15 protein-coding genes are annotated in these 14,665 nt (G+C 68.2%); 4 read left to right on the top strand and 11 right to left on the bottom strand.

Annotation, left to right across the window (positions count from 1 at the left end; translation table 11 throughout):
* Positions 1–393 precede the first annotated feature (393 nt).
* The 4 genes from C7S10_RS13690 to C7S10_RS13670 form a co-directional block, all read right to left on the bottom strand.
* Positions 394–741 (bottom strand): hypothetical protein, encoded by a 348-nt coding sequence (locus C7S10_RS13690; protein WP_108344975.1) that lies wholly within the window; start codon positions 739–741, stop codon positions 394–396.
* Positions 742–1,110: 369 nt separating this feature from the next.
* Positions 1,111–1,707, bottom strand: coding sequence for a DUF305 domain-containing protein (locus C7S10_RS13685; RefSeq protein ID WP_108344974.1), 597 nt, complete (start codon positions 1,705–1,707; stop codon positions 1,111–1,113).
* 575 nt (positions 1,708–2,282) lie between these two features.
* A complete protein-coding gene (locus C7S10_RS13675; RefSeq protein ID WP_480241880.1) occupies positions 2,283–3,125 on the bottom strand; it encodes a cation diffusion facilitator family transporter in 843 nt (280 codons plus the stop codon).
* A gap of 62 nt (positions 3,126–3,187) precedes the next feature.
* Positions 3,188–3,568 (bottom strand): ArsR/SmtB family transcription factor, encoded by a 381-nt coding sequence (locus C7S10_RS13670; RefSeq protein WP_133176520.1) that lies wholly within the window; start codon positions 3,566–3,568, stop codon positions 3,188–3,190.
* A 249-nt stretch (positions 3,569–3,817) separates the two neighbouring features.
* Here C7S10_RS13670 and C7S10_RS22255 point away from each other — a divergent pair, with 249 nt between their 5' ends.
* Positions 3,818–4,594 (top strand): VldE C-terminal domain-containing protein, encoded by a 777-nt coding sequence (locus C7S10_RS22255; RefSeq protein ID WP_165807150.1) that lies wholly within the window; start codon positions 3,818–3,820, stop codon positions 4,592–4,594.
* 242 nt (positions 4,595–4,836) lie between these two features.
* A complete protein-coding gene (locus tag C7S10_RS22250) occupies positions 4,837–5,271 on the top strand; it encodes a TlpA family protein disulfide reductase (protein ID WP_165807149.1) in 435 nt (144 codons plus the stop codon).
* A gap of 36 nt (positions 5,272–5,307) precedes the next feature.
* Here C7S10_RS22250 and C7S10_RS13660 read toward each other — a convergent pair whose 3' ends face one another.
* Positions 5,308–6,276 carry a M56 family metallopeptidase gene (locus C7S10_RS13660; protein ID WP_108344970.1) on the bottom strand — a complete coding sequence of 323 codons (969 nt, stop codon included), beginning with the start codon at positions 6,274–6,276 and terminating at the stop codon, positions 5,308–5,310.
* Complete coding sequence (locus C7S10_RS13655; protein ID WP_108345012.1) at positions 6,273–6,647, bottom strand: BlaI/MecI/CopY family transcriptional regulator; 375 nt, start codon at positions 6,645–6,647, stop codon at positions 6,273–6,275. Before C7S10_RS13655 ends, C7S10_RS13660 begins: the two co-directional genes overlap by 4 nt.
* Positions 6,648–6,731: 84 nt before the next feature.
* Here C7S10_RS13655 and C7S10_RS13650 point away from each other — a divergent pair, with 84 nt between their 5' ends.
* Together C7S10_RS13650 and lnt are read left to right on the top strand one after the other, a co-directional pair.
* On the top strand, positions 6,732–7,529 hold the full coding sequence (locus C7S10_RS13650; RefSeq protein WP_108344969.1) for a cytochrome c biogenesis CcdA family protein: 798 nt from the start codon (positions 6,732–6,734) through the stop codon (positions 7,527–7,529).
* Positions 7,526–9,067, top strand: coding sequence for an apolipoprotein N-acyltransferase (gene lnt, locus C7S10_RS13645; protein WP_279303167.1), 1,542 nt, complete (start codon positions 7,526–7,528; stop codon positions 9,065–9,067). Before C7S10_RS13650 ends, lnt begins: the two co-directional genes overlap by 4 nt.
* Here the strand turns inward: lnt and C7S10_RS13640 are convergent.
* The 5 genes from C7S10_RS13640 to resB form a co-directional block, all read right to left on the bottom strand.
* A complete protein-coding gene (locus C7S10_RS13640; protein WP_108344967.1) occupies positions 9,005–11,041 on the bottom strand; it encodes a bifunctional copper resistance protein CopD/cytochrome c oxidase assembly protein in 2,037 nt (678 codons plus the stop codon). The two genes, lnt and C7S10_RS13640, sit on opposite strands and share 63 nt — an antisense overlap.
* Positions 11,038–11,613 carry a copper resistance CopC family protein gene (locus tag C7S10_RS13635; protein WP_133176518.1) on the bottom strand — a complete coding sequence of 192 codons (576 nt, stop codon included), beginning with the start codon at positions 11,611–11,613 and terminating at the stop codon, positions 11,038–11,040. The genes C7S10_RS13640 and C7S10_RS13635 overlap by 4 nt, the downstream gene beginning before the upstream one ends.
* Before the next feature lie 190 nt (positions 11,614–11,803).
* Positions 11,804–11,965: a hypothetical protein gene (locus tag C7S10_RS22245; protein ID WP_165807147.1), complete on the bottom strand. Its 162-nt coding sequence runs from the start codon at positions 11,963–11,965 to the stop codon at positions 11,804–11,806.
* Positions 11,966–11,967: 2 nt separating this feature from the next.
* Positions 11,968–12,690 carry a c-type cytochrome biogenesis protein CcsB gene (gene ccsB, locus C7S10_RS13630; protein ID WP_243395368.1) on the bottom strand — a complete coding sequence of 241 codons (723 nt, stop codon included), beginning with the start codon at positions 12,688–12,690 and terminating at the stop codon, positions 11,968–11,970.
* A gap of 257 nt (positions 12,691–12,947) precedes the next feature.
* Positions 12,948–14,465 carry a cytochrome c biogenesis protein ResB gene (gene resB / locus C7S10_RS13625; protein WP_243395367.1) on the bottom strand — a complete coding sequence of 506 codons (1,518 nt, stop codon included), beginning with the start codon at positions 14,463–14,465 and terminating at the stop codon, positions 12,948–12,950.
* Positions 14,466–14,665: the final 200 nt, after the last annotated feature.

Here is a 14,665-nt window from a genome sequence, read left to right as displayed (position 1 = left end):
CCGTCGACGTCGTCAGCGAGCCCTCGGCAAGCTCACCCCGATCGAGTTTGAGACCATCTACACGGCCGCTGACGCGGCCTGAAACCACTCACCACGAGTGACAACTAGACCTTCAGCAGTCCCCCACGACGTCCGTCGACAACCAACGGACCCCTACAAATGCCGCGTGGGCCGCCCGATCACGGCGACCCATCTACGAACCTTCGTAGCATGCGTGCCGCTTGGAATGAAGGGTTGGAGGGAAGGAGTCGGGCCGGAGTAGACAGAGATTCTGGGAGCAGAGTTTGTTCAGCGGTTTTCAATCATCGGGCAGACATTCGAGTGTCGTGGCGCAGTCGAGGAGGACTTGTCCGGTGAGTGTGATTCGGGCTCTGCCGAAGGTGGCTTGAGCGTTCAGCTTCGAGTCCAGAGCGGTACCGCGTTCGGTCGCATCAGCCACCTCGCCGTGACCACGGCCTCAAGCCCAACTTCGTCGGACGAGACCGCCTCCAGACGGCGCATGAGCCACGCCAACAACTGGCACTCGATTGCGTAGGGCCAGTCCGCGACCAAGGACCGTTCGAGTTCGTGCCACGGACCCAGATTGAGATCATCGATCGCGCGGGGTAGGTCTCCGTGAACCGCGTCCTCGTTGCCATGAACCACCTCGTCATGGATCCGCCGCATCAGTTGCACGGCGGCAGTGAACAACTGGTCTTCGTCAAACCGAACAATGACCTCACGTTGCTCGTCCGGATTCATGCCCCATGGCAGTGGCCTCCTGCGTATCTGTCGAGCCTCCATTGCAGCGCCTGTGGATGACGTCGCCCCGGAGTTGTCTGTGGCCGCGTTCGGGACCGCCAGAGGCAACCGGCGATAGCGACTTCATCGCCGAGGAACCCGTTGACGCCTCGTTCGTCGAACTCCGCCAGGAGCATCGCCGGCCCAAGGTCGGAAGGCGAACTCCCAGCCAACTGTCTCGGCATCGTCGTGCTCACCTGCACCACACCCCTGTTCTGGGCAACCTGCGGCCACGCGCGAGGCGATGGGAGCGCAGTCAGACCGGCTCGGGTCTCGACACCATCTGCCAAGACCCGAGCGCGATCCGCGTGAGCGTGACCCACCTGCGATCTACGGCGTGATGAGTTCCTTCATGGTCTCGATCTCGGCGGTCTGCGTTTCCTCGATGGTCTCGGCCAGGTCGATGGCGTCGGGGTACTCACCGTCGGCTTGTTCGGTCTGAGCCATCTCGATCGCGCCCTCGTGGTGCTCGATCATCATCGACAGGAACATCTCGTCGAACGCCGACCCCGAGGCCGCCTCCAGTTCGTCCATCTCGTCGAACGACATCATGCCGGGCATATCTTCCACACCGTCCATGCCGCCGTGGTCCATGCCGTCCATGTCGCCGCCGGTGCCGGGGACGTCCTCACCCCAGGTCTCGAGCCACGAGCTCATTGTCTCGATCTCGGGTCCTTGCGCGGTGCTGATGTCCTCGGCGAGGGCTTTCACCTCCTGGTTTGCGGCGTTCTCGACGGCCATCTCGGACATCTGCACGGCCTGGGCGTGGTGAGGGATCATCTCGGTCGCGAAGCTCACGTCCTGGTCATTGTGGTCTCCGGAGGTGGCTCCGCTGCCTCTGTCGTCGCCACCGCAGGCGGCCAACGCCAGTCCCAGCGCCACCAGTGGGGCCACCAGTTTCACGGTTTTGTGATTGGTCTTGATCATGCTTCTCTCTCCTTCAGGTCTGTGTTTCGGGCAGGCACAAACGCCCGGACGCCGCGGTGGCGTCCGAACGGTGTGCTCCTCAGCACCGCCAGATGGAGAGTTCCGCCCTCAGCGGAGGGCTCAGGTCGCGCGCGGTCACGGGCAGCTGGGCGACGCGGGCGGCCAGGGCGTGACGCGGGATCGTCCACGCGGGGCAGCCCCAGGCGGCCCTGTGGCGCCACAGCACGCCCAAAGTCAGCAGGACCAGGCACATGGCCACGAGGGCGGCGGCGCTACCCGATGGTTCGTGTGAGTTGCCGGTCGACGATCCGAAGGGTACGGAGCCGGGATCAGCGGACAGGGTTGCGGTTGGTACGGCGGCACCGTCATCCTGCCCGGTTGCCGACACTGCTGAGGTGGTGGACTGCGGGTGCATCAGCGAGGGTGACTCGCTGGCGTGGACACCGTGCATCGCCAGCCCATGCATGGAGAACAGGCCGGCGACGATCGCAATTGCCAGCCATCCGCGGTGCCGAAACCCGCGCGCGGTGGGGTGACGCGCCCGCCCTCGGCTCACGATCGGTGTGACTTCCGGATCACCAGGAGGCTTCGTCGCACGCCTTGGTTGCGCGTGACTCGACCTGGAGGGTGGCGTGCTCGATCTGATGTTCCTGGCGCATCACGCCGCGGGCGTTCTCCAGCACGACCTGGGCAGCCGCTTCGTCGGCCACGACGAGGTGGGCCGTTGCGACGTACATCCCCGAGGTGAGGGTCCACACGTGCAGGTCGTGCACGTCCGCGACTCCCGGCACTGCCTCGAGATCGCGGACGATCTGGTCGATCTCCATCCCCTCGGGGACGTGCTGGCCGAGGACGGCGAGCACCTCGCGACCCAGGACGACGGCTCTGACGGCGACGAACACGCCGATGGCCAGTGCCACGAGGGTGTCCCACCAGCCCTGGCCCGTGGTGGCGACGAGGATCCCGGCAAGGATGACGCCCACGCTGCCGGCGGCGTCGGCGACCACTTCGTAGTAGGCACCCTTGACGTTGAGTGACTCCTCGGAGCCGCCCCTCAGCAGCACGATTGAGACGACGTTGATCAGCAGACCGATGGTGCCGACCACTAGCACCGAGCCGGCCTGAATCTCGACCTCCTCGCCCAAGCGGCCGAGAGCTTCGATCACGACGTAGACAGAAACCCCGAGCATGATGAGCACCGTCAGGCCCGAGGCGAAGATCTCGGCGCGGTACGAGCCGTAGCTTCGGCGGCCCGACCGATCGGGGCGGGTGGCGATCTTGGTCGCCGCCAGGGCCGCCCCCAAAGCCACGACATCCGCAGCCATGTGTCCGGCATCGGAGATGAGCGCCAGCGACCCTGAGATCAGTCCGACGACCAGCTCGACGATGAAGAACGAGCCGACGAGGCCGAAGGCCACCAGCAGACGCCACCGGTGCCGCGCTCCCGCATGTCCGTGTCCGTGTCCGTGTCCGGCACCCATCAGTGGTCCCCTTGCTGGCGTTCGTCGTTGTGGAGCTGGTGCACGACCGCGATCTGGTCGGGCTGGTTCGCGTGGTCGGCGTGGAAGAGCGCCTCGTCCAGCAGTCGGTGCACGTGCTCATCGGCTGCGGTGTAGTAGGCGAAGGTTCCTTCGCGGCGCACCTGCACCAGGCCCGCCAGGCGCAGCTTGGCCAGGTGCTGGCTCACTGCCGACGAGCTGGCTCCCACTCGTTCGGCCAGGTCGTTGACGGAGGACTCGCCGTGGAGAAGCGCCCAGAGGATCTTGATGCGCTTGCGGTCGGCGAGCATCCGGAATGCCTCGACGGCGAGATCGACCTGGTCGTCCGTCGGCATCTCCATGCGCCGTTCGTTCTTCGTCATACCCGGATCATATCTGCACGATCATGCATATACGCAACTATTCAGACTCTTCATCGGATTGGCGGAGGTGAAGAAACTTTGTACTATCAACGATAGTAGTTCAAGTGCAGGACAACGGAAGGGAGCCGGATGAGGCGCCGCGAACCGACGCGCAAGCACGCGCGACGCCGTCGCCGGTCGTCCCCTCGGGTTGCTCTCGTCGCCGCACCGGTCGCACTGCTGGCCACGGGTGGTGCCGTGGGGTGGGGAGTGCGCACCGCTGAGGTGCCGAGCGCCGACATCACCGCCATCGAAGCGCCCGATATGGACAGTGCGGCGAGGCGTGAGCCGGTCGTCTCGCGCAACGCACGCAGAGCTGCGCAGTTCCAGGGACCGGGAAGCCTGCGCTCGATGACGGCTGTCCCGCTGAGCCCGGTCGAGAAGGCGATGAGGCAGCAGGCGGTCGAGCGTGCGGTCCGGGCCGCCACCGACATGCGATGGACGAGCGCGGAGCTGAACATCTGGACGCGTCCGGACGAGCAGGCGAAGCAGCTCGGCGTGCTGGAGGCGGTCGTCAAGGTGCGAGTCACCGGGCGCGAACTGCTGGGGCGACAAGAGATCGTGCTCGACGGAAACGCTCGATGGGTCACGACCGGCTACCTCAGCGCGGAGAAGCCGTCGCTCGAACCCGGGCTTGGAGGACAGTGCTCGAACGGCACTTCGGTGCCCTCAGGCGTGAGTCCCAACATTCAGGCTATCCACGAGGCGGTATGTTCGAACTTCCCGGAGATCGTCGCCTACGGAACATTGCGCAGCGATGGCGAGCACGCGCAGGGGATCGCCGTCGACATCATGGTGTCCGGCTCCAGGGCGTGGGAGGTTGCGGAGTTCGTCCGCCGGTACAGCTCGGAACTCGGTGTGAACTACGTGATCCACGCGCGCCGCATCTGGTCCGTGCAGCGCTCGGCCGAGGGGTGGCGCTCGATGGCAGACCGCGGCTCGATCACGGCGAACCACTACGACCACGTCCATGTGACGACGTACTGAGGTCGACGCAGATGCCGACAGATCCTGAGCCCGATGTGGCGGTCATGACTGATCACGATCGGCGCCCCGCGACGCGACGGGTCCCTACCTGGCGCCGAGCCTCAATCGTGGCCGGTTTAATGCTGGCTGTGGTGGCGCTCGCGGCGGGTTTCGCACTGAACGGCCGATCCGAACCGAGTTCGACGGGGCGGAGCACCGGGGAGTCAGTCATCCAGCAGTTCCCCACCGGCGAGCGAGCGGGGATGGCCGACTTCGAGGGACGACTGCTCGACGGGTCCGACTTCTCCAGTGCGGACCTGCATGGTCGGGTCGCCGTCTACAACGTGTGGGGGTCGTGGTGCGGGCCGTGCCGGGCCGAGGCTCCGGCGTTGGTGCGGACTGCTCGACGCTTCAAGGATGAAGTGTCTTTCGTCGGGATCAACGTCCGTGACGGCCTGGATTCGGCCAGGGCGTTCGAGCGCGCGTACGACGTGCCCTACCCGAGCCTGCGCGCGTCGGACAGCGACGACGCGCTGCTGGCTTTCGGGGGAGCCGTCGCAACCGCGGCCGTTCCGACGACCGTGGTGGTCGACGACCAGGGACGAGTCGCCGCTCGGGTGGTGGGACCCACGTCGTTCGCAACCCTCGGCGCTCTGCTCGAGGACGTACTCGCCGAGTCGGCGGCTCAGAGGTCTTGACCGGCCACCTGCTGAGCGGCCGACGCTCGCTCAGGGTCAGCGGCGCACGAGCTGGCCGTCTTCCGCGACGTGGCAGCAGTCGTTGGTCGATGCCTCGAGAGCGGGGGAGAGGGCCAGGCCGACCGGGGCCGCGAGCAGGGCGACAGCTCCCAGAGCGACAGCGCACCGTTGCCGGGCGCCGGTGAGCGGTGCGGCGTTGATCAGCCGACGAATGCGGGGTGCCGCCGATTCAGTCGACGCAGCTCCCGCATCTGCTGGACGAGAGGTCGAGCCGAGCGTCATCAAGGCCGTGGCCATGGCCCGCCGCGCGTCCCGGCCGCGGGCGGCATCGTCGGCCTGCATCTCGATCAGGGTCGTGATCTGCTCGTGCGCGGTGCGGAACAGGGACACGCGTCCGGCCGTGCGGGCCAGGGCGGCGCTGAGGGCGAGTGCGAGGTCGTGACGGGCACGCAGATGAGTGCGCTCGTGCGCGAGCACCGATTCGAGCTCGTCGGGGGTGAGCGCGTCGAGGGCGCCTCTCGTCACGACCACCGCGCGCTGGCGACCGGGCAGGCAGTAGACGAGGGGTACGTCGTGGTCGATGACGGTGAAGCCCGCGGGGTGGGGCGCCCCGACGAGCTGGAGGCCGGCCAGCTGCATGCGCCGCTGCCGGGATGCGCGTCGCAGCGCGGTCATGAGGAAGTAGGTCGACCGCAGGGCGAGAGCGACGACGCCGACGAGGGCAAGGACTGCGAGTCCGTTGCCGGCGGGAGTCGCGTAGTGGTCGGTGACGTCGAGGTGTCCGGTCCCCATGACACTGGTCAGCTGTGGACCGACCGGCAGGATCGGCAGGGCCAGCGTCAGGCCGATGAGGAGCGTCGAGAGCAGGACGGTGAGGGTGACTGCCTGCCAGACCACGATGCCGAGGGTCGGGGCCCGCTGCACCCAGCGCGCCACGAGCAGGTGTCGCGGTGCTGCCCACGCGGTGGCGAGGACGAAGAGGGCAAGGACGAGGGGCGCCGTCACGAGCCTTGGCCGTCCGCAGGACGGCGTTGGTCGAGGGCGGAGCGCAGGTCGGCCAGCTCGTCCTCAGACATCTGGCCGACGAAGTGGAGCAGCGCGGCGCCCCGATCGGCACTCTGGGCCAGCACTTGGTCGAGGAGCCCGGCGGTGTGCTCCTCGCGGCTAACGGTGGGGAAGTAGAGGAAGGCCCGCCCCTGCTTCTGCCGGCCGACGAGCCCCTTGCTGTGGAGGTTGTCCAGCACCGTCATGACCGTCGTGTACGCGATCTCGCGATCACGTTGCAGGTCCTCGAGCACTTCGCGGACAGACACTGCCCGGTCGACAGCCCACAGATGCTGCATCACCGTCGCCTCCAGCTGGCCCAGCTGCCTCACTGATCTCACCTCGTGTTCCCGCCCGATGACCCACTTCGTACTATCGACGATAGTAGTCCCGTCGCCCACCCTTCCGAGGTCACGATGCCTGTCCCGCAGCTTGTCGGCAACTTGCAGGAAGCCGTTCTCTCGGGCCCGCTCGTGCTGGCGCTCGTCGTGGCAGCCGTTGCTGGCCTCGTGTCGTTCTTCTCCCCGTGCTGCTTGCCCCTCGTGCCCGTCTACCTCGGATACGTCTCCGGACTCGCCGACGGCAGGGACGTCAAAGGCGGACCCGTCTCTGGCTACCGCCCTCAGGGCGCGGGACGCGTCGTCGCAGGCACGGTGTTGTTCGTCCTGGGCTTCTCGACCGTCTTCACGGCCTACGGCGCTGCCTTCGGGCAGCTCGGGCGGGCGCTGGTCTCCCACCAGGAGCTGTTGATCCGGGTCTCCGGCGCGATCACGCTGCTCATGGGACTCGCATTCCTCGGTGCGTTCGCCCGGATCACGGCACTGAGCGGAACCTATCGACCTCGTGTGTCGCCTCGCATCGGCCTGGCCGGCGCCCCAGTGCTCGGCGGTCTCTTCGCCATCGGATGGACGCCGTGCATCGGCCCGACGCTGGCCGCGGTCCTGACCCTGTCCACCACAGCGGCGACGGCTGAGCGGGGTGCGTTGCTGACCTTCGTCTACAGCCTTGGCCTGGGGCTGCCGTTCCTCGTGGCCGCCTTCTCGTTCGGCCGAGCGGGCCGGACGTTCGGTTGGGTCCGGGCCCACCTGGTGCTGGTTACGCGAGCTGGCGGGATCTTCCTCGTCCTGATCGGACTGGCCCAGCTCCTCGGCATCTGGTCGGTGGCGACCGCCGAACTGCAGGGGCTGATCAGCGGCTGGCGAGCTCCCCTGTGAGGGGTGGGCCCGCCGGTGCCATCGCCTTGGCGGGCTCGGGCGGCGGGGCGCTGGCCTTGGCGTTCGAGCCGTACGCCGTGTTGCCACTGGTCGTCGTGGGACCCACGCTGTTCGTGCTAGCGCTGGACGATGCGTCCCTGCGCCGCAGCGTGGTTCTCGGATTCGTCTTCGGTCTGTCGTTCCAGGGACTCCTTCTGTGGTGGTTGACCCAGTCGATCGGGCCGGCGGCATGGGCCGCGGTGGTCCTGGTCCAGGCGGCTTGGTTCGGTGCCCTCGGATTCGTCGCGTACCTGACCCGCCGGTTGCCGGTCGCCAGCGTGTGGTTCGGTCTGGCTTGGGTGACGGCCGAGACGGCCCGGTCGACCTGGCCGTGGGGAGGCCTGCCGTGGGGCCGGATCGGGTTCGCGGTCCTGGACACGCCCTGGAGTGGCCTGTTGCCCGTGCTCGGTGTCGCCGGGACGGGCGTGCTGCTCGCGACGGTGGCGGCAGCACTGGCTGACGCAGTCCGCCTCGCTGGTCGTGCCCGGATCCGTGGGTTGCTGGGCGCGAGTCTGTTGCTGGTGCTTGGTCTCGTACCCGCGCTCGGTGCGCGCAGCGGTCAGCTCGACTCGTCGGTGGTTGTCGCGGTGGTCCAGGGAGGCGTCCCGGGCGATGGCCGGCAGCTGGCGGCGAACCACCGTCAAGTGACCGACAACCATGCGCTGGCCACGATGGCGCTGGCGCGACGGGTGGAGCAGGGTGCCACGCCTCGCCCGGACATCGTGGTGTGGCCCGAGAACTCGACGGCGGTCGACCCGATGCGCGATGGACGCGCGCGGGCTGCGATCGAGTCGGCCGTGGAGGCGATCGGAGTGCCAGTGGTGGTCGGTGCGATGGTGGACGGCCCGACGCCGGACACTGTGCTCAACCAGGGAATCGTGTGGGCTGGCTCGGGTCCCTCGGCCGCCACGTACACCAAGCACCATCCCGTGCCGTTCGGCGAGTACATCCCGTTCCGCCGCTACCTCGGATCGATCTCGCCTCGACTGGCCGAGATCCGGCGCGACATGCTCCCCGGCACGTCGGTGCAGCCCCTCGATGTCGACGGCACGACCGTCGCGGACGCCATCTGCTTCGACGTGGCCTACGACGACGTCATCGCGGCACAGGTTCGCAACGGCGCCGAGCTGGTGATCGTGCAGACCAGCAACGCCAGCTTCACCGGAACCGCCCAGCTCGACCAGCAGTTCGCCATGACGCGGGCCCGCGCTCTGGAGACGCAACGCGCCGTGGCAGTGGCGTCGACCAATGGGATCACTGCATTGATCGCGCCGGACGGCACGGTGATCGAACGCGCTCCCCGAGAACGGACGGCAGTCCTGAGCGCGCGACTGCCCGTGTCCGACGACGTGACGCCGGCCGTGCGGTGGGAGACCGTCCCCGCCCGGATCGCCGTCCTGCTGTCGCTGGTCGGTGCAGTGGTCGGGGCGTGGAAGCTAGGAGCGTTCCGAGTCCTCCGCCGGCGCACCGTCGGCACTACGGGGAGAGCCCAGGGCTGATCGCGACAGGCGGGCTAGGTAGTCGTTGTAGTCCGTGCGGTCCCGATCCCCGTCTCGATCGGCCCGCCGGTCCAGCCGTCGCCGCTCACGACGATCCGCGTGCACCCAGGAGGCGACCAGGGCGGCCGCGAGGATTGCGAGCGGGTAGTCGCCGAGCGCCCAGCCGAGCGACGCGCCGAGGTACTGGTCGTCCGCGAGTGATCGGCCCCATGTGCGTCCTAGGGGTTCGAACCATGAACGCGCGAGCACTTGGTCGCTGGCCATCAGCGAGACCGAGAACAGCGCGTGCAGGCCGAAGGTCACGAGGATGAGCAGCACCCGGAGCGGATAGGGCGGCCGTCGAGGCCCGGGGTCGATGCCGACCAGGCAGTTGGCGAAGAGGTAGCCGGTGATCGTGAAGTGTGCCGTCATGAGCAGGTGCATCGTGTGCGTGCGGAGTGAGAGCTCGAAGAGCGAGGAGTAGTAGAAGACCACGAGACTCACGACGACGAGGGCGGCGGCCACGATCGGAGACCCCGCCAACCGGGCGGGACCGGAGTGGACGACCCTCAGCAGCCATTCCCGTGGCCCCATCGAGCCGTCGTCGCGTCGGCGTAGTGCGCGGAGGGCCAGGGTTACAGGTGCTCCGAGGACCAGGAAGGTGGGCACGGCCAGCGCGATCGTCATGTGCTGGACCATGTGCATGCTGAAGAGGACCCGACCGTAGGCCCCGGGTGCCCCGCTCGTCGCCCAGACGAACAGCACCCAGCCGAAGATCCAGGCCACGGTTCGGCCCGCGGGCCACCCGTCGCCTCGGGCTGACAGCTTCCGGACCGCGACGACGTAGACAAGCACGAGGGCGATCGCGACGGGCAGCCACAGCGAGTCTGGTCGCCACTGGGTGAACCACTCGGTCGCCCCCAGTGGAGGGGGGAGATCGTGGCCGAGCTGGGCCCGAGCAGGTGTGAGGGGGACCTCTGCTCCCGGGAGGGTGGGGGGCGCGGTGCGGCTCAGCGCGACCCCGGCCCCCGCGGCAGACGCCAGCACCACGAGTTCGGTGGTGACGACCCGAGCGAACGCACTGGTCTGGCTGTCCTCGAGACGGGCGATCCCGACGCGTCGCTGCCACCACCCCAGTGCACCGAGCGCGAGGAGTGCGCCGACCTTAACGGCCAGCACGGCGCCGTACGGCGACCGCAACGACTCGAGCGAGGGGAGGCGCAGCAGGGCACCGAGCACCCCGGACACCGCGACGAGCACGAGGCAGCAGCCGGCCAAGGTGGAGAAGCGACGCGTCACAGCCACGAGCGCTGGCCGGTCGAGCTGTCGCCGGACGACGACCAGCGCCACCAGGCCACCCGCCCACACCGCTGTGCCGATGATGTGCATGGCCTGGAGGTTGACTGTGTTGTCGTGGTCGAGACTGCCGGCGGCGTGACCGGTCAGCGCCAGCGGCCACATCGCGGACAGGGCAACGACCACGAGCAGGCCGACCCCGGTGGCCGTTCGCACTCCGAGTGCGCACGCGGCCAGCACCGCCGCCAGGCCAGCCGAGACGGTCAGGTAGCGGCCCAGGTCGAAGTTCTGCGCGAAGAAGACGGCCTGCTGCAGGAAGCCCGGCGACGACACGGGGGTGCCCAACGCGTCCGACTGGGTGAGCCCGACGAGCACCAGGCACGTCCACGTCCACGTGCTCGCGCTCACCACGACGACGTCCAGCAGTGACCGCTGGGCTGGGCTGACCCGTCCGCTGCGGTCTCCCGCCGCGGGCAGGCAGACCGCGGCTGTGACGAGGGCGCCGAGCGTGATGCCCGCGCTGATGTCGCGTATGACCTGGGTCAGTGGGAGCCCGTAGCGGGTGAGCGAACCCGGATCCGGGAGGCCTGGGACCTGCTGGGGCTCGAAGACCCCGGTGACTGCCAGGAGCGCCATGGTGACTGCCGGCCCTAGCGCCAGCAGCCCGGCGACACGCAGCATGCGGGCAGGGTCGCTCACGGGTGGTCGCTCGTCGAGTTGCTGGCCTGTTCCTCAGCCCTGACACGTCGGACGACGACGAGCACAACCGGAACAGCGAGGAGCAGCAGCCCCAGCGCGAACAGCACGCGAATCCAGTGCCCCAACGACTCCGTCGCATCGGGTCCGTCGTCGACCTGCGCGGGCTGGGAGGAGGCCGGGGTGGGTGGGGTTGCCTCAGGGGTGAAGGCATCGGACGGTGTCGACCGGCCGGCGGCCTGCACCGTGAAGCGAATGGTCCCCTGGATGGGATGGCCGTCGACGGAGGTCACCCGATAGTCGACTCGCCACCGTGTGTCACCCGCGACTGTTGGCAGGGGCGGTATGTCGGCCGTGATGGTCGGGGCCGGCTCGTCCGTGACCAGCGCGAGCCGCCTCGGTCCTGCGGCATCGTCGTCGACGGTCGCGATCACCGTCACGAAGTCGGGGTCGACCTCCTCGCTGAACGTCAGTTCGATGGCCCGAGGTGGCGCGGGAAGAACCGCCTCGGCCGCGGGCGAGGAGGACACCAGGTCGGTGTGGGCGGATGCCGGTACTGAGGTGCTGGCAACCATGCCCACTCCCAGCAACAGGAAGACAAGACCTCGTCGTGATCGAAGGAGAGTTCGCGGCAACCTCGAAACATCGTGCGAGGGCACGTTCACGGCGCGGGCCTTTCCTGTAACGGAGGGTGCGAACACACTCGAGGGACGAGCAAGGCAATCTACTATCTTCCTTCGTAGATCGCCGAGGTGGTGCCGCTGATCAGTCGTCTCGCGAGCGTCCGCCGGCGAGGAGGTACATGACCACGACCGTGGTGACCAGCGTGAAGACGCCGATCACGACCGTCGACAACGTGTCGCTGGTGGCGGAGGACTCCGCTGAGACGATCGACGCAGCCGATGCGCCCGTGAGGATCGCGCCCACCGTCACACTCCCGCGTAGGAGTGCAGGCCGCTGATCCAGAGGTTGACCCCGAAGAAGTTGAACAGGAACGCGGCGTACCCGCCCAGCGCGAACAGTGCCGCCCTACGACCCCGCCAGCCGGCGGTGGACTCGGCGTGCAGGTAGGCGGCATAGAGCACCCAGGTGATGAACGCCCAGGTCTCCTTGGGATCCCAGCCCCAGTAGCGCCCCCAGGAGTTCTCCGCCCACACCGCGCCCGCGAGGACGGCGAAGGTCCAGATCGGGAACGCGAGCATGTGAGCCGCGTGCATGACCTGCGCGAGAGTCGTCGAGGTGGGCAGCGCGTCGGCGTAGCGCCGTCGTCCACTTGTCGGTCCCCGACGGTCTGCGCGGTCGCGGACGAGGAAAAGGCCCGTGGCGACCGCGCCCACGCTGAAGATTCCGCCACCGGTGATGGCGGCGGCGACATGGATGACGAGCCAGTAGGAGTTGAGGACCGGGACCAGGGCGTCGACCGGCGTGTAGAGGACCGTCACGGCCATGCCGAGGGCCAGGAGGACGAGGCCCACGATCCACACCCCGAACGCGCGCACCGGGCGTCGTGCCAGGAAGGCAAGGTAGGCAGCGGTCAGGGCGACCGCGCCGACGAGCGCGAACTCGAACATGTTGCCCCACGGGGCCCTCTGCGCAGCGATCCCGCGCGCCACGGTCGCCGTCACGATGAGCGCGAGACCGACGATGGTCACGTTGGTGCCCGCTGCGCCCAACCAGTCTGCTCGTTGACGAATCCTGTCGTGGGGGTCGGGTAGCAGAGGTTCGGATGACAGCGGTTCCGGTGACGGCTCCGGCCCGCCGGGCCCGACGCCGAGGTATGCCGGCGCGGTGCTGCGTCGTGTGGTCCGGAGCGCCGTCTCGCCGGCGTAGGTGAGAAAGGCGACGGCGTACACGGCGATGGCTGTGTAGATGAGGAGGTTGGAGAGACTGGCCAGCATGGTCGGGTCGATCACGATCGGGTCCTTTCCCGCAGTGGGGTGCTGATCGGCGCGGGCCGCAGTGCGGCGACCAGCGCATCGAGGTCGGCCGGCTTCAGGGGCCAGCGGGTGAGTGACTGTCCGGCGACCTCGATGTGGTCGGCCGCGCCGTCCGCTCCGGGGGTGACCCTGAGCCAGATCCGGCGGCGTCGCACTGAGAGTGAGGTCGTGAGGCCGGCGAGGAGCATCAGCGCGGCGAGCAGGGAGATCTCCTTGCCCGGGTCGTAGGCGATCTGGAAGTTGGCGAACCGCGCGACCTTGTCGAAGGTCAGCGTCCCGACTCCGCCGGGGAGGGTCATCGTCTCCCCGACGGCGAGCGCCTGTGCCAGGGGTTGCCCGTCCTCGCCCGTGACCTGCTCCATGTTCGTCTTGTCCAGAGTGAACACGGATTGTGGGGTCCCGTCGTCCAGGCCCATGTCGCCGGTGAAGGCGGTCAGGAAGAGCTCCGGGTTGAAGGCGTCGGGGAACGCGGAGTAGGGACCTCGGTCGTCGATGTCCGCGGTGGGGAGGAAGAAGCCTTCAAAGGCGAGCGGTTGAGGCACCGCGTCGGGAGCCTTGATGACACCGTCGGAGGCGTACGTCGAGTCGCGGGGGAGGAAGATGACCGGTCCGGAGAAGGTGACGTCTCCTCGACCGTCGCGGACGGTGACGACCGGCGCGTAGCCGTGGCCGGTGAGGAATGCCTTCGTCTCGTTGATGTCGAGCGGGTGGTTGGGCTGCACGTCCTGCACGCGGGTCGGCGAGCCGGTGCCGGTCCGAAACGACAGCGCGGCATTGAAGCGACGCGGCTCGCCGGCCTTGGCTCCGGTTGTCTCAAACGTGGCCTCGAAGTCGTCAAGCGTGAAGGACAGGGGCTCCAGGTTGTCGACGTCGGTCCAGACCGAGGGGGTGAAGGCGTCGTACTCGGAGCGGACGTTGGTGAAGGTCGCCCCCTCGGCGAGGGCGACCCGGCCCTCGAAACCGAAGAGCCGGCCGGCGGCGACCCCGACGAGCAGCACCAGTAGCGACAGGTGGAATACGAGGTTGCCGAGTTCGCGGAGGTAGCCCTTCTCGGCGCGGACCTCGTTGCCGTGGATCTCGACGCGGAATCCTCGATCGCGGAGCAGGTCCGCGGCCGCGACCTGGGGGGAAGCTTCGCTGGCGGGGCCAGAGTGGGCCGTCCACTCGACGTGTCCCTCCATCCGGGCCAGGTTGCCGGGTGCTCGCACGGGCGCCGATCGCACCGATCGCCACAGGCGGGCACACCGAGGGAGCACGCAGCCCGTCATCGACACCAGCAGTAGGAGGTAAATGGCCGCGAACCAAGCGGAGGCGTAGACGTCGAAGAGTCCCAGCCGGTCCAACCAAGGCGAAAGGTGTGGATTCTCCATCACGAAGCGGTCGACCGCGGCCGGGTCCGTGGCCACATTCCGTTGGGGGAGTAGGGAGCCGGGTACGGCCGCGAGGGCGAGCAAGGTCAGCAGGATGATCGCCGTACGCATCGAGGTCATGGTTCGCCACGTCCATCGCCCCCAGCCCCAACCGGTCGCACTTGGCGCGGGATCTGCGGGAGCGCTGCTGGGGGAGCCGCGCTGGCTGGTCTCGGTGCTCATTGCCTGCCTCGGGTTGGCTGGTCGGGGGGTCGGGCACACACGTTACTACTATGAAACGTAGTAGAGGGCCGGGCGCTCTCGGGATGGTGCTAACATCG

The organism is Nocardioides currus (assembly GCF_003057875.1).
In the GTDB taxonomy this organism is placed as follows: domain Bacteria; phylum Actinomycetota; class Actinomycetes; order Propionibacteriales; family Nocardioidaceae; genus Nocardioides; species Nocardioides currus.
Note: the sequence above shows the minus strand (reverse complement) of the source record. Positions and strands in the feature narration are given on the sequence as shown.